The 20,853-nt window shown below is 67.3% G+C and carries 16 protein-coding genes; 5 read left to right on the top strand and 11 right to left on the bottom strand.

The window, feature by feature from the left end; all coding sequences use genetic code 11:
• The first annotated feature begins 85 nt into the window (after positions 1-85).
• Positions 86-1,621 carry a Rieske 2Fe-2S domain-containing protein gene (locus tag ACTWPB_RS00530; RefSeq protein WP_446223798.1) on the top strand — a complete coding sequence of 512 codons (1,536 nt, stop codon included), beginning with the start codon at positions 86-88 and terminating at the stop codon, positions 1,619-1,621.
• 28 nt (positions 1,622-1,649) lie between these two features.
• Here the strand turns inward: ACTWPB_RS00530 and ACTWPB_RS00525 are convergent, their stop codons facing one another.
• Positions 1,650-2,045, bottom strand: coding sequence for a DUF4345 domain-containing protein (locus tag ACTWPB_RS00525; protein WP_446223797.1), 396 nt, complete (start codon positions 2,043-2,045; stop codon positions 1,650-1,652).
• Positions 2,046-2,182: 137 nt separating this feature from the next.
• On the opposite strand from ACTWPB_RS00525, the gene ACTWPB_RS00520 reads away from it, so the two are divergent.
• Entirely contained in the window at positions 2,183-2,737 is a 555-nt protein-coding gene (locus tag ACTWPB_RS00520; RefSeq protein WP_446223796.1) for a TetR/AcrR family transcriptional regulator, read from the top strand.
• On the opposite strand, the gene ACTWPB_RS00515 is transcribed toward ACTWPB_RS00520, so the two are convergent.
• The 6 genes from ACTWPB_RS00515 to ACTWPB_RS00490 form a co-directional block, all read right to left on the bottom strand.
• The gene (locus ACTWPB_RS00515; protein WP_446223795.1) at positions 2,646-3,050 is read right to left on the bottom strand and encodes a Gfo/Idh/MocA family oxidoreductase; all 405 of its coding nucleotides are present in this window, start codon (positions 3,048-3,050) and stop codon (positions 2,646-2,648) included. The two genes, ACTWPB_RS00520 and ACTWPB_RS00515, sit on opposite strands and share 92 nt — an antisense overlap.
• A 37-nt stretch (positions 3,051-3,087) precedes the next feature.
• On the bottom strand, positions 3,088-4,992 hold the full coding sequence (locus tag ACTWPB_RS00510) for a protein kinase domain-containing protein (RefSeq protein ID WP_446223794.1): 1,905 nt from the start codon (positions 4,990-4,992) through the stop codon (positions 3,088-3,090).
• Complete coding sequence (locus ACTWPB_RS00505) at positions 4,989-6,842, bottom strand: serine/threonine-protein kinase (protein WP_446226543.1); 1,854 nt, start codon at positions 6,840-6,842, stop codon at positions 4,989-4,991. Before ACTWPB_RS00505 ends, ACTWPB_RS00510 begins: the two co-directional genes overlap by 4 nt.
• Positions 6,843-6,847: 5 nt before the next feature.
• Complete coding sequence (locus tag ACTWPB_RS00500; protein WP_446223793.1) at positions 6,848-8,014, bottom strand: DUF7373 family lipoprotein; 1,167 nt, start codon at positions 8,012-8,014, stop codon at positions 6,848-6,850.
• Positions 8,015-8,105: 91 nt separating this feature from the next.
• Positions 8,106-9,995, bottom strand: a complete 1,890-nt coding sequence (locus ACTWPB_RS00495) for a protein kinase domain-containing protein (protein ID WP_446223792.1) — start codon at positions 9,993-9,995, stop codon at positions 8,106-8,108.
• 167 nt (positions 9,996-10,162) lie between these two features.
• On the bottom strand, positions 10,163-10,747 hold the full coding sequence (locus tag ACTWPB_RS00490; RefSeq protein WP_446223791.1) for a TetR/AcrR family transcriptional regulator: 585 nt from the start codon (positions 10,745-10,747) through the stop codon (positions 10,163-10,165).
• Here ACTWPB_RS00490 and ACTWPB_RS00485 point away from each other — a divergent pair.
• Positions 10,724-12,298 (top strand): aldehyde dehydrogenase family protein, encoded by a 1,575-nt coding sequence (locus tag ACTWPB_RS00485; RefSeq protein WP_446223790.1) that lies wholly within the window; start codon positions 10,724-10,726, stop codon positions 12,296-12,298. The genes ACTWPB_RS00490 and ACTWPB_RS00485 overlap by 24 nt on opposite strands.
• A gap of 7 nt (positions 12,299-12,305) precedes the next feature.
• Here ACTWPB_RS00485 and ACTWPB_RS00480 read toward each other — a convergent pair whose 3' ends face one another.
• The 4 genes from ACTWPB_RS00480 to serS all read right to left on the bottom strand — a co-directional run bounded on the left by ACTWPB_RS00480 (position 12,306) and on the right by serS (position 17,966).
• A complete protein-coding gene (locus ACTWPB_RS00480) occupies positions 12,306-13,247 on the bottom strand; it encodes a DMT family transporter (protein ID WP_446223789.1) in 942 nt (313 codons plus the stop codon).
• A gap of 106 nt (positions 13,248-13,353) precedes the next feature.
• Positions 13,354-14,712 (bottom strand): MFS transporter, encoded by a 1,359-nt coding sequence (locus ACTWPB_RS00475; protein WP_446223788.1) that lies wholly within the window; start codon positions 14,710-14,712, stop codon positions 13,354-13,356.
• Positions 14,713-14,800: 88 nt separating this feature from the next.
• Positions 14,801-16,633 (bottom strand): putative bifunctional diguanylate cyclase/phosphodiesterase, encoded by a 1,833-nt coding sequence (locus ACTWPB_RS00470; protein ID WP_446223787.1) that lies wholly within the window; start codon positions 16,631-16,633, stop codon positions 14,801-14,803.
• 76 nt (positions 16,634-16,709) lie between these two features.
• Entirely contained in the window at positions 16,710-17,966 is a 1,257-nt protein-coding gene (gene serS / locus ACTWPB_RS00465) for a serine--tRNA ligase (RefSeq protein ID WP_446223786.1), read from the bottom strand.
• 80 nt (positions 17,967-18,046) lie between these two features.
• Between serS and ACTWPB_RS00460 the strand changes: the two genes are divergently transcribed.
• Together ACTWPB_RS00460 and ACTWPB_RS00455 are read left to right on the top strand one after the other, a co-directional pair.
• Positions 18,047-19,729 (top strand): aldehyde dehydrogenase family protein, encoded by a 1,683-nt coding sequence (locus ACTWPB_RS00460; RefSeq protein ID WP_446223785.1) that lies wholly within the window; start codon positions 18,047-18,049, stop codon positions 19,727-19,729.
• 36 nt (positions 19,730-19,765) lie between these two features.
• Complete coding sequence (locus ACTWPB_RS00455) at positions 19,766-20,848, top strand: septum formation family protein (RefSeq protein WP_446223784.1); 1,083 nt, start codon at positions 19,766-19,768, stop codon at positions 20,846-20,848.
• Positions 20,849-20,853: the final 5 nt, after the last annotated feature.

The raw sequence follows: 20,853 nt of genomic DNA, 5'->3' as shown, positions 1-20,853 counted from the left end.
CTGGTACGCCGAAGCAGTCAGGGGGCCCGAGGCGGTAGCTCGCCATTGATCCGGCGAATCAGATCCTGGTAGGAGGAAACAGCTCGTGCAGATCACCAGCGTCGGACATGCCGGCTTCCATATCCGAACCGAGGCCGGGACGATCCTGTGCGATCCGTGGGTCAACCCCGCGTACTTCGCGTCGTGGTTCCCGTTCCCGGACAACTCTCAGCTCGACTGGGAGGCTCTCGGCGATGTCGACTACCTGTACGTCTCGCACCTGCACCGCGATCACTTCGACGCCGCGCACCTGGCGAAGTACGTCAACAAGGACGCCACGATCCTGCTGCCCGACTACCCGGTGCTCGACCTGCGCCGTGAGCTGGAGGCGCTGGGGTTCACCAAGTTCTTCGAGACCGAGGACTCGGTCAAGCACACGATCACCGGGCCGAAGGGGTCCGTCGACATCATGATCGTGGCGTTGCGCGCGCCCGCCGACGGTCCGATCGGTGACTCCGGCATTCTCATCTCCGACGGTGAGACCACCTGCTTCAACATGAACGACGCCCGACCGGTGGATATGGACGTCATCCACGACGCGTTCGGCGATATCGACATCCACCTGTTGCAGTACTCGGGCGCGATCTGGTACCCGGCGGTGTACGACATCCCGGCGCGGACCAAGGCCAACTTCGGCAAGCAGAAGCGTCAGCGCGGGATGGATCGCGCCCGCTCCTACATCGAGCAGGTCGGCGCGACCTGGGTGGTGCCCTCGGCCGGTCCGCCGGTGTTCCTCGACTCCGAGCTGCGCTACCTCAACGACGATCGCGGCGACGAAGGCAACATCTTCCCTGATCAGATCGTGTTCCTCGACCAGATGACCATTCATGGCAACGAAGGCGGGATCCTGATGATCCCCGGTTCGGTCGCCGATGTGCGTGGCAAGGCGCTCGACCTCACGCACCCGTTCGACCCGGATCGGATCTACGGCGACAAGGCCGCCTACATCGCGGAGATGGCGCAGCGTTTCGCGCCGGTGCTGGCCGCGGAGAAGGCGTCGTGGGAGACCGGCGAGGGTTCGCTGCTCGAGCCGTTGCGCGAGCTGTTCGAACCGATCATGAAGCAGAGCGCGCTGATCAGCGACGGCATCGGCTACCCGGTGGGCCTGGTGGTCGGCGCGGAGACCATCGTCTTGGACTTCCCGCACCGCACCGTGCGCGCGCCGCTGGAAGGCGAAGGCCGCTACCGCTACGGCTTCCGGATCGCCCCGGAACTGGTGCGCACCGTGCTGCGCGACAACGAGCCGGACTGGGTGAACACGATCTTCCTGTCCACCCGCTTCCAGGCCTGGCGCATCGGCGGCTACAACGAGTTCCTCTACACCTTCTTCAAGTGCCTCACCGACGAGCGGATCGCCTACGCCGACGGCTGGTTCTCCGAGGCACACGACGACTCCGCCGTCACCGAACTCGACGGCTGGGAAGTCCAGCGCCGCTGCCCCCACCTCAAGGCCGACCTCTCCAAATTCGGTGTGGTGGAAGGCAATAACCTCACCTGCAACCTGCACGGCTGGCAGTGGGACCTGGAATCGGGGCGCTGCAAGACCTCCAAGGGCCACGAGCTGCGCTCGCGCAAACTCTGAGACAAACCCTGAAGGGGCGGCCGGTATTTCAGGTACCGACCGCCTCTTTTTCGTTCTGCACCGCCTTGATCCAGTAGTAATTGACGACCGGGACGATCAGTTCGACCGGGATCATCACGATGTAGAACGCGTGCGGCAGGCCTTCGGCGGCGATGGACAGGAAGCGGGCGAAACCACCGATGAAGAAGATGGCGCCGAGGAGATTGATCGGAATCGCCTTGGTTTCCACGTCTTTCGCACACCAGATGTAGGCGATACCGAACGCGGCGAACAGCACGGAGTAGAAGCGCAGATCGGAATCGATCGTGGCGTTCACCTCGCCGCCACCGATGATGGTCGCGGTACCCCAGAACAGGTGCGATAGCGCGATCAAGGTGCTGCCCACACCGAAGACTACGAGCCAGATCTGCAGTGCTTTTCGCATCGTGCCACCTCTTATTAAACTTCAGTCTAATAACTGACCTCATGGTAGGCCTGCCCGATCACGCCGGTCAAGGGCTTACGATCGGCTCTGTGCCGCCACGTCGTCGACTGTCTCCGGAAGAACGACGGAACGAGCTGATGGACGTCGGGGTACGGTTGTTCCAGGAAACCCCGTTCGACGCGGTGACGCTCGACGATGTCGCCGCGAGCGCCGACGTATCCCGGGCGTTGATGTATCACTATTTCCCGACCAAGGGCGACTTCTTCGGCGCCATCTGGAAACGCGCGCACGACGAACTGCTCGAAACCGCCCGGATGGACGGCGAGCGCCCGGTGCGCGAGTTGGTGGAGCACTCGTTGCGGGCCCACCTGGACTTCTACTCCCGGCACGCGGCGCTGGTATACATCGCAAACCGCAGCGCGATCTCGACCGATCCCGCTGTGCGCGGACCCGTTTCGGACGACCTCACCGCTATCTGCACACGGATTCTCGCCGCCTGCGGCGCGACAGGGCGGGCCAGAGATCTGGCGGGCGCCGCGCTGGCGGGATGGATCGCGTTCGTGCGGGAGGTCGCCATCGAATGGCTGTTGCACCAACGGATCAGCGGCGACGATGTACTGGCGCTCTGCATGGACACGCTCGACGGTGCTGTCGGACCCCATCTGGATCTGGGGGCGCCACCGATCGGCTGACCTGTTCGTTCGCCGACGGTCGTGGCGCGGGGCTCAGGATTCGGCGGGCTCTGCCACGTGGCGGGCGCATTCGAGGATGCGCAGGGTTTCGACGGCGCGGGCAACAGCACTCATCCTCGTCCTCGACGAACAGCTCCTGCGCCGACCCCCACACCCGCACCCCGGGATGCTCGGCGCGGGCCTGCGCGGCCCGCTCCGGCGACGAGGTCACCACCGCGGCCACCCGCATTCGCGGATCGGCGGCGATGAGCGGGGCGTGGAACACCGACCCGGCCAGGCCGTATCCGACTACCGCTACGCCGAGCTGGTGCATCGCCCACCTCCCGCATCGTCGCGACATCGCGCCGTTCTCAGCGTACCGGCAACCGATCGACCAGCTGTCGAAGTGCCGTGCCCGCCAACCCGCAGTACTCCGCCGGACTATCGCTGGAGGCCTCGACGGTGACCTCGATCATCTCGCGGTCGGCGCCGGGGTACAGGTAGCCGCGCGCGCAGCGACCGGTGATCACCATTTCCACACCATCGAGCGTTTCCCGCTTCTGCTTGGCCGTATCGACTCGACGTTGCATCTCGACAGTGATCGGGACACGCCCGTCCCATTTGCACGTGTGCGCGTCGTCGACTGTCGGCTTCGCGGGTAGCGGCCCGATCGCCTGCTCGACCGACTCACGGTCGAACAGCCCGCAAGCCTCGAGCACCGCTACCGACTTCGAGTGATCGCCCGGCAACCGGGGCGCCGAGCCGAGCGTGCGGGCGAGCTTGCCGACGAGTTCGTCGGACGCCGGACCGCACACCTTGGTGGTGCCATCGATCTTGTCCGTCGACGGCTCGCTGACCGACACCGAGATGCCGTTGGCTGGGTCGTCCCGACTCGCGATCGAGCGAGCACAGCTGAACTTGCCGCCGCGCAGGATCGGTATGCCGTCGACTTCGGTGTCGGAGAAGAACGTGGTGCCTGGTGCGGCGATCTGCGAACCGAGATGGAGGAAGATCGAATACGACGTGCGCGCGCCTGCCACGCAGCCCCAGTCCGCGATCGGGGTGAGTTGCCATTCGGCCTCGGGTATCGCGCTCGGCTGCACCGAGATCGGCCCGTCGATGATCTGGTCCAACCAGGCACACGAGTCGACGGTGCGCAGTTCGGCGATGCTCAGGCCGGTACCTGGTCGCTGCGCGGAATCATTGGCGGCGAGCACCGCGACACCACTCACCGCGACAACGACGCCGACGACGGCGGCCAGACCGGTCCAACGGCGTCGCTGTCGGCTCATGCCGTCCCAGCGACGACGCATGACGGCCACAGCGCTTGCAGCGGTGCCGATGAGTCGCTTCGAGCGCGGAATACGCCCGAGCTGATCTCCCGTCGGTGCGGCGGCAAGAAGTTCGGCTGCCTGCCGCCGGTTCTCCTCGATCCCCGCGAGTACCGGCGCGGGCCAGCTCGGGCCGCCAACCGACCCCAGGTACTGCAAGATCTGGCCCGGCGTCGGCCGTTCCGCGGGTGATTTGCGGACGCAACCCCAGATCAGCTCCCGCAGTTCCATGGGCACCGCGTCCAACGCGGGATCGCGCTGCGCGATGTTGAACAGCGTGTACGGCACCGACGGTGCGGTGAACAATGCGCGCCCCGAGGCGGCGAACGCGATGACCGAACCGAGCGCGAAAACATCGGCGGCGGCCGTGGGATCGGTGCCGATGGCCTGTTCGGGAGCCAGGTAGTCGGGCGGACCCGACACCCGCTCCGAAGCGGTGATCGCCGACACGTCGGTGGATGGGGTGAGCCCGAGATCGCTGAGCCGCAGACCATCGCGCGTCAGCCAGACCGCGTCGGGACGCACCGCACGATGAATCCAACCGGCGCCGTGCACGGCGGCCAGTGCACGGGTGAGCAGCGAGGCCAACTGCCGGACCACTGGCACCGGCATCGGCCCGTGCGCGGCTATCACATGGTCGAGCCGGATACCGGGCTCGAATGCACTGGCAAGCCAGGGTGATTCGTTGTCGGTGTCGAAATCGAACACCTTCGAGACGGCGGGATGATCCACTCGTGCGGCCGCGACAGCGCTGTGCCGCAGTCGGATTCGAAAGCGCGCGTCGACGGCGGTTCCGGTCTGTATCCGCCGGATCAGGTAAAGCTCGTCATCCGGGCCCGCACCGAGGTATGCGCGGAAAGTCGGTTCGGCGGAAGGCATCTCGGCCAGCAGCCGGTAGCGACCGATTCTCTGGGGGTCTGCCGATGGCATCGGTTCGAAGATCATGATGGCGGCAGCTTCGCTAGAACGGACTCGAGAAGCGGGATCGCGCGACCGCAGGCGCCGTCGCGTTTGGCGGTACCCCAGAAGTGCAGGTCGATGGAGAGCACTTCGGCCTTAGCCGCGACTGTCGGGCGCATCATGACGGTGAGGTAGCAACGCCACCCGAGGTCTTCGACGTAAACCGTGCGGTTCGCGATCTGTTTGGTGGCCTTGACCTTTCCACCGATCTGGTCCGGTCTCGTCTTCTCGTAGAAGCCGAAGTTCATGTACCAGTCGCGGCCGGACACGGTGCAGGCATGCGCGGTGGAGGTGTCCAGCTTGGCGGGATCACCCACGGCGGCCAGGTTCACCCGCCGGTCGAGCAACCCACAGGGTTCGACGCGGAAGACCGAATCGGCGGACAGCTGCTTCAGCGGCGGATTCACCGAGAGTCTGCGGACCACCGCGGCCAGCACCCGCTCGGCGACCGGACACGTATCGCCCTTGTCCGCCGAGGCGTTCAGCGCGATCGTCAACGGCGTGCCGCTCTGGGTGACCACATACCTGCCGCAGAGTCTGGCTTCGTTCCGGTCGCCGAGCACAGGCATCCAGCCGATAGCCGTCCCGGTCGGTGGCTTGTCGCTCGCGCTGAGAGCGAAGTTGAGGTCGACACGCACCGCGCGGCCACTGGATTCGACCAGCCCCGTTGCACAACCGAAGGTGTCGACGGTGACGGCCCCCGAGTGCTTCCCCAGGTCGCCGATGACGTCCGGAGCGAGCAACGCGCATGGATCGAGCAGCCTGGCCTCCGCGGGGGTCAGGGCCAACGGCGGGTCGGCCATCGGTACGGCCTCGCCTTCCATCCCGGTCCCCCATGCGAAGGCCGCGGTCAGCACGAGCGCCGCGACCGCGCCGACCACTGTCGCGATGCGCGCGGGAGTGAACCGTCGCGACACCGAGTCGGCGGGCACGACCGGGACCGTGCGAGCGGTGCCGTCGGCCCAGGAGATCGCTTCCTCGGTGTATTCCGAGATCCGCTTACGCACCCGCGAGGACCAGACCGGTTCGACCGTGATCCGCCCGGCCGCCTCGAGCAACTGATCCGGGGTCGGGCGCTGGGCCGGATCTTTAGCCAGACAGGCGTCGACGATGGCGCGGAACGGTTCGGGCACCCCGCCGGTGTCGGGTGTGGTGTAGAGGACGTTGTAGAGGATCTGCGGTGTCGACGTACCCTGGAACGGGCTGGCGCCGGTCGCGGCCATGGCCAGGATGACCCCGAGCGAGAACACGTCGCTCGCCGCGGTGAGCGGTTGGCATTCGGCCTGCTCCGGCGACATGTACGCGGGCGAGCCGATCACGGCGCCGGTGGCGGTGAGCGCCACGTCGTCTTCCATCGCACGGGCGATGCCGAAATCGATCACGCGGGGACCGTCGTTGGTGAGCAGCACATTGCTCGGTTTGAGATCTCGATGCACCAGGCCGGTGCGATGGATCTCCAGCAGCGCCATCGCCAAGCCGGTGAGCAGCAGCTTCAGCGCGCCCGGCGTGAATGCGCCGTCCCGTGCGACCGCTTCCTGCAGGGACGGACCCGCGATGTACTCCGAAGCCAGCCACGGACTCTCGGCATCGGCATCGGCATCGACCACGCCGGCAGTGTAGGCGCCGGTGACCTGCTGGGAGGCGACGACTTCCCGATGGAATCGAGCGCGGAATTCCGGGCTGCCGGTCAGGTTCCGATGGATCTGCTTGACCGCGATCAGGCGACCGTCGGGCGCGCGACCGAGCAGCACCTGCCCCATCCCGCCGCGGCCGATCACCGCGAGCATCTGGTACCGACCGAGCCGGTCGGGGTCGTCGGTGGTCAACGGCTCCATGCTCGTCACTGCGAACCCCCCATCACCTGGTATTGCGCGGCGGCCAGCTGCCGGACGTCGGATTCCTGATTGCTGCGCACGACCGCGATGGTGTCGCCGTGCGGCACATGACATTCGAAGCGGATCGCCTCGACCGAGGCCGTGTCGGGGCGCAGCGCACGCACGCACCGCACGACGGGCAGGCCGGGAACACCGCCCATCGCGACGTACCGGTCACCGAGCACGTCGTCGCGCAGGTAGTCGAGCATGGCAGGCGTCTTCTCCGCACCGTCCATCTTGTACAGGAACTTATTGTGCGAGACCGCGATCGCGCTGACACCGAGCGCGCGAAACGCCGCGGAGCGCGGACCAGGTCTGCCGACCATCAGCGCGAAGGCCCGCGGGGGGTAGACCGCGAACTCCATGCTGTCGGGCAACTGGTAACCGGTCGACACGAGCCGCGGCAGTAGCCGGTTCGGATCGAGCTTCAGATTCGGCAGGTCCGCGATCGGGGTCGGGGTGAAGCCGTCGAACTCGGTCAGCTGTGCGGTGTAGACCCGCTGCGCCAGGTCGACCAGCGCGGCTTCGTTGGGTTCGACGATCTTGGCGAAGAGCCGGATGACGTGGTTCTTCCAGACCAGCCAGCTACCGATAGTCGGCACGCCGGGACGCCAATGACTCAGCGCGGCGGGGAAACCCGGCAGCGGCAACCCTACGTTGCCCTCGTTGGCGCCGAAGTCCGCGGCAGCCATCGCCTGGGCGGCCCGCAGCGCGGTCGGCTCGTCGGCGAACGCGAGCACGGTGATGTTCAGCGACTTGTAGGCGCTGTCGTTGTTGAGCTGATCATTGCCGGCGATGGCGCCGAACCCCGCGAACAGTTCGAACTCGTGCAGCGCCGCGCGCTGCACACCCGACAGCATGTCGTCGGCGATGCCGAGGTGGCTGACCTGCACGCCACCGCCGCGACCAGAGGCCAGCTCGGGATCGATGCGGTCGGCCGACACGATCCGCTCGCCCAGACGCAGCGACTCGACGAGGATGCCACGGCCCAGGCTCGGTCCGTCGTCGAAGTCGCCCTGAGTGGGTTGCGCGGAATACTCGCCGATATCAACGCCTGTTTCGTTCCCACACGCGGTGCCGACCAGGCATACGAGGGCGATGAGCGCCGCGAGACGACGCGGTCTGAACAACATGCCTACCCCCTCGGGCGCGGTTCGAACCGCGCCCGCTCCTCCCGAACTCAGATGTCAAGCTAGCACTGTGCGCGGCGGTTCGCGTATTGGATCACGGTACGGGCAGTCGGCCGACGATGCCTTTCACCGCGGCTTCCGCTGTCGGACAGATCTGTTCCGATGTCCGATACGGATCGGACACCTCCACCGAGATGACTTCGACGTGGCTGTCGGCGATCGTCCGGAACAAGTACAGCCGACTGCACGCGTTGCGCGAGCCGATGACGTCCACCGCGGACGGGGAGAGGGCGGTGACGCCGTCGCCGAGGTCGACCGGTTGGTGCTGGAAGCCGAAATCGGTCCGCCTCGGCTGTGACAACGTGACCCGCAGATGCCCGTCACCGTCCCACTCGCACCCATGCGCACCGATCAACCTGGCCGGACCGGCAGCGGTCAGGATCTTCGAGTCCGGCTGTCCCACCAGCGCACACGGATCGAGCGCGGACAGCGTTCGCCCGTCGGCCGGGTCGCGGGGCAGCGAAGCCATCGAGGTCGCGAGCCGATCGAGGATGTACTCGGACAGGACACAATCGTCGGTCTCCGATGATTCGACGGTCAGGCCCCAGCGAGCCGATTGATCGCCGTTGTCGAGCCCGACCGCGCATCCCGCACCGCGGTCGAGCAGCGGACGACCGGCGATCTTGCGCTCCGTGGCGGTGAAACCGTCCATCGCAGCTCCGATTTCGACGTTCAGACTGCCGACGACCGAGACGCCGCTGCATCCCCAAGTCGAGGTGGGCTGCCAGTTCCACGCCGCGATGTTCATTCGGGCACCGCCGACCACTTCGGCGGGCAGGCTGTCGCCCAGAGACTGCCGCAGCCAGGCGCAGGTGTCCGTCCCGCGTACCTGAGCCAGGGTCGGAAACGCCACTGGCTCGACATCGGGTGGCGCAGCGGTGGTTTCGGGGCCGCGAGTGAGGACGACCGTGGCTGCCACGATCAGGGCGATCACGCAGACCGAGGCCGCCGCGACCCATCCGGCCCGACGACGCTTCTGCGGCTTCCGGTCCGGGACCGCCGGTCGGGCGGACGGAATGATCTGGGTGGCGTCCGGATCGGCGGTGTAGGCCGCCAACTGCGCTGCACGAGACCTGATCTCGGTGTCGATCGCCGCGGTCCACGGGCTGGCCTGCACCGGAAGCACACCCAGATGGTCGAGGATCTGACCCGGCGTCGGCCTGCGGCGCGGATCTTTGCTCAGGCAGGCCTGGATGAGCCCACGCAGTTCCGGCGGCAAGCGGTCGAGGTTGGGTTCGGTGTGCACGACATTGAACAAGGTTAGGGGGGCTGAGGTGGCGGCGAACGGGCTCGCGCCGGTAGCGGCCATGTACAACAGGCCGCCGAAGGCGAAGATATCGCTGGCGGCGGTGAGCTGTTCGCCGTTTGCCTGTTCAGGTGACATGTACGCGGGCGAACCGACGACAGCGCCTGCTTCCGTGCGCATTCCGCCCGCTTCCGCGGTGTAGGCGATGCCGAAGTCGATGACGCGGGGACCATCGGCCGCGAGAATCACGTTGGCAGGCTTGAGATCCCGGTGGATCAGGCCGGTGCCATGGATCGAATGCAGGGCCGAGGCCAGGCCGGATGCCAGGGTCCGCAGAGACGGCACCGGCAGTGGACCCGCGGACCTGATCGCGCTGTCGAGTGGGACGCCAGGGATGAATACCGAGGCCAACCACGGAGTCGGACCGGTGAGTTCGAAATCGATGAGTGCGGCGGTGAAAGCGCCGGAGACGCGCATCGACACGCGGATCTCCCGTTCGAAGCGGGCACGGAACTCGGGGTCGCCCACCAGGTGCGCGTGAATCTGCTTCACCGCGACGAACCGTCCGTCCGGGCCGACGCCGAGCAGCACTCGCCCCATGCCGCCCGCGCCGAGTACACCGAGAATGCGGAAACGTCCGACGACGGCCGGTTCGTTCACTGACAGCGGTTCGATCAACGTCCATCCCTCCCAGACCGGCGCTGCCGCCGTTGCCACCCCGCGGTGTCGCGCAAAACCTAACATTCGGGCGGCAGGATCAGCGAGTGGTCACACTCGCCACCACCACCACGAACCAGCGCCCGTTCGCCAGAACCTTGGTGTCCACCGTCGGGTCATTGATCCACTCACGACTGCCGAAGCCGCGACGGGCGAACCTCTTCGTCACCGGTGATGCCGGTGAGAAGATCTTCCACCAATCGGTGCAGGTATTCGGTTGTCGCCGGTTCACCGAGGGCCAGCACCTTGACCCAGAGCGCGCCGATCGCCGGGTAGAAGAACTGGTGTGCCGCGATATGCTCGCGCAGTTCACCGCGGTCGTGGGCGCGGTCGAGGATGACCTGTTCGCGGCGGAGGCGGTCGGCGAGGAATTCTCTTGCCACGGCGGTTATTTCGGGGTTTCCGCGCATGACTGTGCCGGCTACCAGCTGGCGGCCGATCTCGGTTTCGAGGATGCGAGCGATGCCTGCCAGTGCCGCGATCAGGTCCCCGCGCAGTGTCCCGGTGTCGGTGTCGGGGAATTCGGTCGCGCGACCTTCCCGGACGGCGGCGCCGAGCAGTGCGTCTTTGCCGGGCCACCAGCGGTAGATGGTGGTTTTGTTGACTCCCGCCGCGACGGCGATGCCTTCGATGGTCATGCCTTCGTAGCCATGTTCGGCCAACTGGTCCAGCGTCGCCGCGTAGATCGCTTGGGCTCGACGGGGTGCCGACATTGTGCCTCCTCGGTTGAAACCAATATACAACGCAACGGTGCGTTGCATTACGGCATGATCGCGCTTACATTGGATGACATGAGCGAGAACCTGAAACCGTCCGAAACCGTCCTTCGATCCGTCGATCCCGTGACCGGGAGTCAGGTGGCGGAGTTTCCGGTGACCACCGCTGACCAGGTCGCCGAGGCGGTCGGGAACGCGCGTCGGGCCGCGACCGCATGGGCCGCGCTGTCCGTAGACGAACGGCGTACCGAACTGCTCCGATTCAAACGGCTGATTCACGCGCGGCGAAACGAGATCCTCGCGCTGCTCACCCGCGAGAACGGCAAGGTCGCCGCCGACGCGGAGATCGAACTGACGCTGACGCTGCATCATCTGGACTGGGCGGCGCGCCATGCCGGGCGAGTGCTGCGGCCGCGCGGCGTGCGGTCCGGGCTGATGATGCTCAATCAGGCAAGCCGGATCGAGCGCAAGCCGTATGGCGTGGTGGGGGTGATCGGTCCCTGGAACTACCCCATGTACACGCCCATGGGTTCGATTGCCTACGCGCTGGCCGCGGGCAATGCGGTGGTCTTCAAGCCCAGCGAGTTCACGTCGGCGATCGGGCAGTGGCTCGCCGATACGTTCGTCGCCGCCACCGGTCGAGATGGGCTGTTCGCCGTGGTGCACGGATGGGGTGCGACCGGTGCTGACCTGTGCCGCTCCGGCGTGGACAAACTCGCGTTCACCGGATCGGCACCGACCGGCCGCAAGGTGATGGCCGCCTGCGCCGAAACCCTCACCCCGGTCCTGATGGAACTCGGCGGCAAGGACGCGGCGATCGTGGCCGCCGACGCCGACGTGCGACAGGCGGCGCAGGCGCTGCTCTGGGGTGCGACGATGAACTCCGGGCAGTCCTGCGCCGGGGTGGAGCGCGTGTATGTGGTGGAGGCGGTGGCATCGCGGTTTCTCGACGCCATCGCGGCGGCGGCAGGTTCGGTCGAGGCAGGACGAGACTACGGGCCGGTGACGATGCCCGGACAGATCGCGACGATCGCACGACACATCGACAGCGGTTTGTCCGATGGCGGCAGCGCGCTGGTCGGCGGTCGCGATTCCGTGCGCGCGCCGTTCGTGGATCCTGTTGTCCTGGTGGATGTTCCGCAGTCGTCAGCGGCTGTGCGCGAGGAGACTTTCGGGCCAGTGGTTACGGTGAATCGCGTACCGGATGTCGACGCGGCGATCGCAGCGGCCAATGCCGTGGAATACGGGCTCGGCGCGGTGGTGTTCAGCAAGCGCGATGGTGAGTCGATCGCCGCACGACTCGACGTCGGGATGGTCAGCATCAACGACGTCATCAGCTATGGCGCGGTACCCGCGCTGCCGTTCGGCGGAAACGGCGGGTCCGGGTTCGGGCGCATCCACGGCGAACCCGGACTGCTCGAGTTCACGACACCGAAAGCTGTGACGCGCAGGCGGTTCCGGTTGCCGGTCGAGGTCTCCGCGCACGGACGGCGACGACGCGACGAGTGGGCGCTGACCGCGATCTCGCGGTTGGTCGGGAGGCGCTGAACAGGCTCTATCGCCCCGCCCGGCCTGCGACGACCACCGCGCACAGCACGATCACGCAGCTGACGATCGCAGTGGGCGAGAGCTTTCCGTCGAAAGCGTCGAGCAGCACGGCGACGACGAGCTGGCCCGCCACCGAGGTGAGGCCGAGCAGCAGGACACCGATCATCCCGACTGTGACCGCGGCCAGGGCAATGAAGGCGACACCGATCAGGCCGCCGGTGTAGAGCCAGAGGTCGGTGGGGAATTCGGTGGGGAGGCCGGAGCTGGCGAGGGTGTAGAGGTCGAGCAGGAGTAAGGCAGTCAGACCTACGCCGAAGTTGATCAGGGTGGCAGTGAACGGGCCGCCGGTGGCGGCCACTCGGCCGTTGACCGCTTGTTGCCAGGCCAGGCCGATGCCCGCGAGGGCAGGCAGGACGATCAGAAGGACGGGGATGGCCGGGAGACCGGTGGCAACCGGGGTCGCGGCGGAATCGCCGCCGGCCGAGAGAACGACGCCGGTGATGCCGAGCCCGGCGGCAACGATGCGCCACGGGGTGATCGGGGTTCGGCCGTTCGGGGCGAGGCCGAGGCGGTCGACCATGAGGCTGCTGAGGAGTTGACCCGCGACCACCGCGACAGTGAAGGCGGTGACACCGATCGCGGCGACGGTCAGGCCCTGGGCGGCCACGAAGAACGCGCCGCACAACCCGCCGAGCAACTGCCACGGCGGCAACCTGCCCTCCGAGACCGCGGTACGCACCTTGGTGACACCCGCTCGCAGCGCGGGGCTGACAGCGAAAGCGATCAGCACAGCGATGAGCCCGGTGCCGAAGCTGATAGTCGCTGCCGCGATCCCATCAGCCAGCCGGGCCCCTAACGCGCCGTTGATTCGCCCCTGCATCGCGACACCAGCCCCGATACAGAACCCGAACGCCAGCCCGACGCTGCTCCGCCTCCCCGACAAGCTCATCCGCCTCACCGGGCCTTTGCGGATCGTCCGGGACCTCGACGGTTGGCAGTCGGTGTCACGTTATGTGCGTCCTTGATGGGAGGTGGTTGGGGAGTTACCTATGTTCTCACCCGTGATCAGGGGTTTCGTTCTCAGTCGTACCAGGGGCGGCGACGTGACGCGGTGGCAACCAGGTCGGTGTCACCGCGGCGGCGACCAACAGCACCGATCCGAGAAGTGCGATAGTTGTCGACATCGCGAGCCACTGTGTCGCGGCCGCGACGAAGGCGAACACACCAAGCGCGACGATCTCGGAGAGCAGCCCGGACACCGAGGTGACGGTAGCCCTGGCCGGTCCCTCGATCGCATCCTGAAGCCGCGCACCTACGATGACCTCGGCATTGAAGTCGATGCCGTAGGCGATGCCGATGCCGATGAATCCCACCCAGACCAGTACCGGGCCCGCTGCCACCCCGACCGCCAACGCGCCTGCGATGAACAGGATTCCGGCGCCGAACAGAGCGATGGCCAACGTTCGAGACGACACGACCTCGGTCCGGCCCGCCAGCAGCGAACCGATCAGCGAGCCCGCGACGGTGATGCCGACCAGCAGTGCCGAGGTGCTGGTCGAAGCGCCTCCGGAGACCGCGAGCAGGCCGAAGTATTCGTCGAAGGCGGTGACGCCGTAGAGGAGGGCGCCGAGCAGGACACCCCGCCGGACCCTTTGGACGTGCAGTGCTTCGGAGAGACCGGTTTGGAGCATGGAGAGATATCGCGAGGAGGTGGATCCATGCGAATTCGACTGTGCTGCACCAGCCGATGCCACGCCCGGTTTGACGTGCGGGCCGAGCGGGCCGGGTGCGGGCTCGTCGTCGAGATCGTCGACGGCGGTGGCGGAGATGGCGACGGGCGCGCTGGGCAGAGCCAGCGCGGTCAACGTGTGCACGAGACCGACACCGACGCTGACCCAGCCGACCAGCGCGTAACCGCCGATGGCGAACAGCGGTGCGGCGGCGAGGATCGCCACCAGCACGGTGCTCTCCTGCGCGCCGCGCGTCCATCCCATGATTCGCGCGTAGGCGGACGGTTCACCACGGGCGACCAGGTCGTCGTAGATCAACGCCTCGAAAGTTCCCGATTCCAGTGCGCCCGCGATACCCCAGACGACGAAGCCGAGCGCGAAGCCGACGAACGAAGGCACCAGCATCCACAGGGCGAAACACGCGGCCTGCAACACACAGCTCAGGACGAGCAGGAGCCGACGCGACACCGTGTCGGCCCAGGCACCCGATGGCACCTCGAGCAGGAACGCCGTCACCGACCAGATCGCCAGCAGCAGCGAGATCTGTGCGGTACTCAGCCCGTAATCGGCGAAGAGAACGCCGTAGAGGGCGTAGATCGGTAGCAGGTCACGCGTGCCCTTGAACAGGACCGCGCGCACCGTGAGGTCGCGGACACCGGTCGGTTCACGCGTCAACCAGGCCACCGCGTGCCGGAGCGGGGAAGATCAACAGCCGTAGACGAGCATTCGCATGGGTTCTATCGTTCGCGTCGCGACCGGCCTGGTCAAGCGATTATCCGAGGGGGATCCAGCCGTTGGCGGCGAGGGAGTCGTCGTCGTCGATGGCGCTCACCAGGGGGCGGCCGTCGTTGAGGTCGTTGATGAGTTCGGACACCGGGTGGGAGTCGCTGTAGTGGTAGCCCTGGGCCAGAGCGAAGCCGAGTTCGGTGAGGACGGCGGCCTGGTATTCGGTTTCCACGCCCTCGGCGATGACCTGGAGGTCGAGCGATTTGCTCAGTGCGGCGATGACGCTCAGCAGCGGCGGGGCGGGGGAATCGGAGCGGATGGCGGCGACGAAGGACTGGTCGACTTTGAGGATGTCGCTGGGGATGGTGGCCAGGCGGCTCAGCGAGGAGTAACCGGTGCCGAAATCGTCGATGGCGATGCGCACGCCACGGTCGCGCAGGGTGTGCAGGTTGGTGATCGCGGTCTGGGATTCGGCGGCCAGCTCGCTCTCGGTGACCTCGAGGACGAGCTGGTCGGCGGGCCAGCCGGTATCGGACAGGATGGTCGCGACCCGCTCGGCGTATTCGGTTTCGGCCAGTTCGAGGCCGGAGACATTCACGTTGAGGGTGAGGTTCAGCGAGGCGAAGCTCTCCTGGAGGCGCGCGGCGTCGGCGCAGGCGCGGCGCAGGACCAGCTCGTCCAGGTCGGAGATGAGGTCGTATTCCTCGGCGACGCGGATCAGACCCTCGGTGGTGACCTCGGGTTGCGCGCTCGACGACCAGCGCAGCAGCGCCTCGACGCCGACCGCCTGGCCGCCGTCCTCGGTCAGGCTGACGATCGGCTGGTAGTGCACGTCGAGCGCACCGCGGTCGATGGCCTCGCGCAGTTCCACCGCCAGCGGGAGCTGACGCGACGATTCGAGCACCGTGCGGTTGCGGCCCGCCTGCTTGGCCCGGTACAGGCCGACGTCGGCGCGGCTGACCAGCAGCGAACCGGACTCACCCGGCTGCCAGGAGGTGACACCGGCCGAACAGCCCATGGTCACCGCGGCGCGCAGTTGTTCGGTGAGCAGGATCGCGGCCTGTTCGGTGGTCCCCGGCAACAGCAGCGCGAACACATCGCCGCCGAAACGGGCCAGCACCTGGCCGGGAGCGAGCAGGTCGAGCCAGGTATCGGCGACCCGCTGGAGGACGGCGTCGCCCGCGCGGTGGCCGAGGTGGTCGTTGATCTTCTGGAATCGGTCGAGGTCGACGAGTACCAGGGCCATGCCCTGACCGCCGCGACCGGCCGCGTCGATCGCCGGGTTGAGCTGTTTTTCGAAACCACGCCGGTTCAGCAAGCCGGTGAGCACATCGATATCGGCTTCCGACGCCATCCTGGTGAGGATGCCGACCACCACGCCCGCGCCGAAGGTGACCCCGGCCGGGATCAGCCCGGACCACCACGGCAACCCGCGCGTGGGCAACACCAGCAGACACAGCACCATCGCGAAGCCGATATGCGCGGCGGCCTGGGTCCAGGCGAAGAACAGTGCCGCGTCACAGGCGACGAAGACGAAGAACGAGGCCAGGGTGATGGCGCCGACGATGTTGGGGAAGTCGTAGACCGCGATCGCGACGAGCACGGTCGCGGTGGCGAGGTAGGCGTGGTGCAGGCGGTGTGGCATCCGCGGGCCCCACACGAGCAGCGTGAGCCCGAGCAGAACCGAGATGGCCGCCGCGGTGCCGACCACCGCGCGATTACCGTCGGTGCCCGGCGCGACGGCAGTGATCATCAGGCCGAGGACACCACCGAGAACGTAGAACGCCCCCGTTGTCCTGGCCATGACCTTTGCCGTCGCCAACGCCGATGCCGCCCGCACCCGGGTTCGGGTATCGCCGCGCGCCCCGATTCCTCGCACGAGCACCAGCCTAGATGTTGATGGGTCAGGGTGTTTGCGACATCCGGCAAATGGATCTCAGCAAACAATGAGCATCTTACGGCGTCAGTACATCCGTACCGACGAACGGGACCAGCGCCTCGGGCACGCGCACCGAACCATCGGCCTGCTGGTGGTTCTCCAGGATCGCCACGATCCAGCGCGTGGTGGCAAGCGTGCCGTTCAACGTGGCCGCGACCTGCGCTTTTCCGTTCTCGTCCCGGTAGCGGACCGAGAGCCTGCGCGCCTGGAATGTGGTGCAGTTCGAGGTGGAGGTGAGCTCGCGGTAGGTCTGCTGGGTGGGCACCCAGGCCTCGCAGTCGAACTTGCGCGCCGCCGAGCTACCCAGATCGCCGCCCGCCACGTCGATCACCCGGTACGGCACATCGATCGCGTCCAGCATCTCGCGTTCCCACGCCAGCAGCCGCTGATGCTCGGCTTCGGCCTGGTCAGGGGTGGTGTAGACGAACATCTCCACCTTGTCGAACTGGTGCACGCGGATGATGCCGCGGGTGTCCTTGCCGTAGCTACCGGCCTCCCGGCGGAAGCACGACGACCAGCCCGCGTACCGCTTCGGGCCCGCGCTCAGATCGAGGATCTCCTCGGAGTGGTAGCCGGCCAGCGGCACCTCCGAGGTACCGACGAGATAGAGGTCGTCTTCTTCGAGGTGATAGACCTCGGCCGAATGCTGGCCGAGGAAACCAGTGCCCGCCATGATTTCCGGGCGAACCAGCACCGGCGGAATCATCATGGTGAAGCCGTTGGCGACGGCCTTCTGCGCGGCCAGCTGCAACAGGCCCATCTGCAGCAGCGCGCCGTAACCGGTCATGAAGTAGAACCGCGAGCCCGACACCTTCGCGCCGCGCTCCATGTCGATCAGGTGCAGTGCCTCGCCGAGCTCGAGGTGATCCTTGGGCTCGAAGTCGAAAACCGGTGGGGTACCGACGGTTTCGAGCACGACGTAATCGTCCTCGCCACCCGCGGGCGCACCTTCCCCGACGACGTTGGAGATCGCGCGCTGGGCGGCGTCGAGGTCGGCGTCGGCGGCGTGCTGGGCGAGTTCGGCCTCTTTGACCTTGGCGGACATGTCGGTGGCGGCGGCAAGCAGCGCGGGGCGCTCCTCTTTGCTCGCCTTGCCGATCACCTTGCCCATGGCCTTGTGCTCGGCGCGCAGGTTGTCGGCGGTGGCCACGGCGGCCCGGCGCGCGGCGTCGGCTTCGAGCAGGGCGTCGACGAGCGCGGGGTCCTCACCGCGGGTCCGCTGCGAGGCACGGACGGCTTCCGGGTTCTCGCGCAGGAATCGGAGGTCGATCATGAGAAAACAGCCTAGTTGTTTACGCAACCCTTAATCGCTCGGCCTATGCCAATCGGGCATCGCAGGGGCATAGTTGCGGTGTGAGTACCTCTTTCGACACCGCCGTCATCGATACCGCGCTCGCCGATCTCACCCAGGGGGAAAAGACCTGGGCCGCGACAGACCTGCGTCGCCGCCGCGAACTGCTCGACGAACTGCACGCGCTCACCGCCCGCGACGCCGAGGCCTGGGTCGCCGCCGCCCGCACCATCAAGAAGCTCGACGCCGACAGCCCGCTGCTCGGCGAGGAGTGGATGTCGGGCCCGATGACGATGCTCGCAGGCGCGCAGGCGCTGAGCGAGTCGATGGCCGCGCTCGAGAAGGGCGCGAGCCCGCTCGACGGTGTCGAACTCACCACCGCGCCCGGCGGCCGGGTGGCCGTGCCCGCGCTGCCGCACGGCATCTACGACAAGCTGCTGCTGAGCGGGTTCAGCGCCGACGTGTGGCTGAAGCCCGGTGTCGACGCCGCGACCGCGCGTCGCAAGGCGGGCCTGGCCCAGCGCGACCCCGCGAGGACCAACGGTGTCGGCGCGGTACTCGGCGCGGGCAACATCATGTCGATCGCGCCGCTGGACACCCTCTACGAGCTCTACGCCAACAACCGGGTCGTCGCGCTCAAGCTCAACCCGATCACCGATCCGCTGCTGCCGGTGTTCCAGGCGATCTTCGCGCCGTTCATCGAGCTCGGTGTGGTGCGCATCCTCACCGGCGGCGCCCCCGAGGGCGGCTACCTGGTGAACCACCCACTGGTCGCGCACGTGCACATGACCGGCGGCGCACCGACCCACGACGCGATCGTGTGGGGCCCCGGTGCCGACAAGACCGGCGAACCCATCCTGGACAAGCCGATCACCAGCGAACTCGGCGGTGTCGCGCCGTGCATCGTGGTTCCCGGTGACTGGGCGGCCGCCGATCTGAAGTTCCAGGCCGAGCACGTGGCCACCCAGCGCCTGCACAACGGTGGCTACAACTGTGTCGCCGCCCAGACCGTGGTGCTCGCCGCGGACTGGCCGCTCAAGGAGCAGTTCCTCACCGAACTGCGCGCCGCGATCGACAACGCCCCCGCGCGCACCGCCTACTACCCGGGCAGCGCCAACCGCGTCGCGGGCGCACTCGAGACCTACCCGAACGCGGCCCGCGCCAACGGCCGCCTCCTGGTCGAGAACCTGCCCGCCGGCGACACTCCCCTGCTGCGCACCGAGTACTTCTCACCCGTTCTCGGCGTGGTCGAACTGCCCGGCACCGGGGCCGAATTTCTCAGCAACGCGGTCAATTTCGCCAATGAGGAACTGATGGGCACCCTGGGGGCCAACATCATCGCCGCCCCTGCCACCATCGCCGAGCTCGGCGCGAAACTCGACACCGCGATCGAGAACCTGCGTTACGGCACCGTCGCCCTCAACGCGTGGACCGGTCTCGCGTTCCTCACACCGCGCGCCAGCTGGGGCGCCTACCCCGGCCACACCCTCGACGACATCCAGAGTGGCATCGGCGTCGTACACAACGCCTTCCTCCTCGACGACGTCGAACGCACCGTGGTCCGGGGCCCCTTCCGCCCCGCGCCGCGTTCGATTCTGCGCGGCGAATTCGCCCTCACCCCGAAGCCGCCGTGGTTCGTCTCGAACAAGACCGGTACCGGCACCGGGCGCAAGCTGACCGATTTCTACGGCGACGGCAAACTGCGCCGCATACCGGGCATCTTCGTGTCAGCTCTGCGGGGCTGACCCGGCAGTCCGCCACGACAAATACACTCGTCGACGATGTCGAAGAAGCAGAGCAACCCAGCCGAGGGCAATCGAGCCGAAGGGCGCGCCGCGCCCAGCCGCGGCGGCGCCTTGCACCTGTCCGCGACGAAACTGCGTTGGGGGCTGCTGATAGGCGCCCTCGGGGCGGTCGTCGCGGCCATGGTCACCATGGCCGTGACAGGCTTCGACACCGACAAGGTGGCCGCGCACCAGCCCGGCGCCGAACCGGTGGTGCGTGACAAGGAGTTCAGCAGCGCCGCGCAGGGCGACTGCCTGACCTGGTCGAAATCCGACCGCAGCGACCTCGTGAAGGTGGGCTGCGCCGACAAGCACCTCTTCGAGGTGGCGGGTGTCATCGACCTCAGCGCCTATCCCGGACGTGAGTTCGCCGACGGCACCCGTCACCCCGATTCGCTGCGCATGACCGAACTGCGGGACGAACACTGCGTGACCGCCGTCCAGAAATACCTGGGCGGGCGGTTCGACCCGCGCGGCAAGTTCATGGTGAACGTGATGTCGCCGAGCCCCGCGGGGTGGCAGCACGGAGACCGGACCCTGCGGTGTGGCGTCCAGGTCGCCGCCACCACCGCCAGCCCGGCCACCACGGGCAGCTTGGCCGACAGCGATCAGTCCAAGATCCATGCCACCGGTACCTGCCTCGGCATCAATCAGAATCTGCCCACCGACCCGGTCGACTGCGCCCAGCCGCACTCGGTGGAAATCGTCGGCACCGTCGACCTGGCCACCGCCTTCACCGGCGGACCCCCGTCGGAGGCAGAGCAGGACAAGTTTGTCGAAGCCGAATGCAACCGGCTCGCCGGCGACTACCTCGGCAGCCCCGACGCCATCCGCAACAAGACGCTGACCCTGTTCTTCGACTATCTGGAGCCCGCCAGCTGGCTCGCCGGCAGCCAGAAACTGGACTGCTGGCTCGGAAAAGGTGCCGACCGCGAGGGTTTCGCGCCGATCGTCGGCTCGGCCCGCGGCGAGATCCTGATCGACGGACAGGCACCGGTGCCCCCGCCGAACTCCGGACGCTCCACGCCGGCTCCGCTGCCGGGCGCCGCGCCACTACCGCCGCAGCCCCAGCCGAGGTGACGTTG

The sequence above is a fragment of the Nocardia sp. IBHARD005 genome (assembly GCF_052814245.1).
Note: the sequence above shows the minus strand (reverse complement) of the source record. Positions and strands in the feature narration are given on the sequence as shown.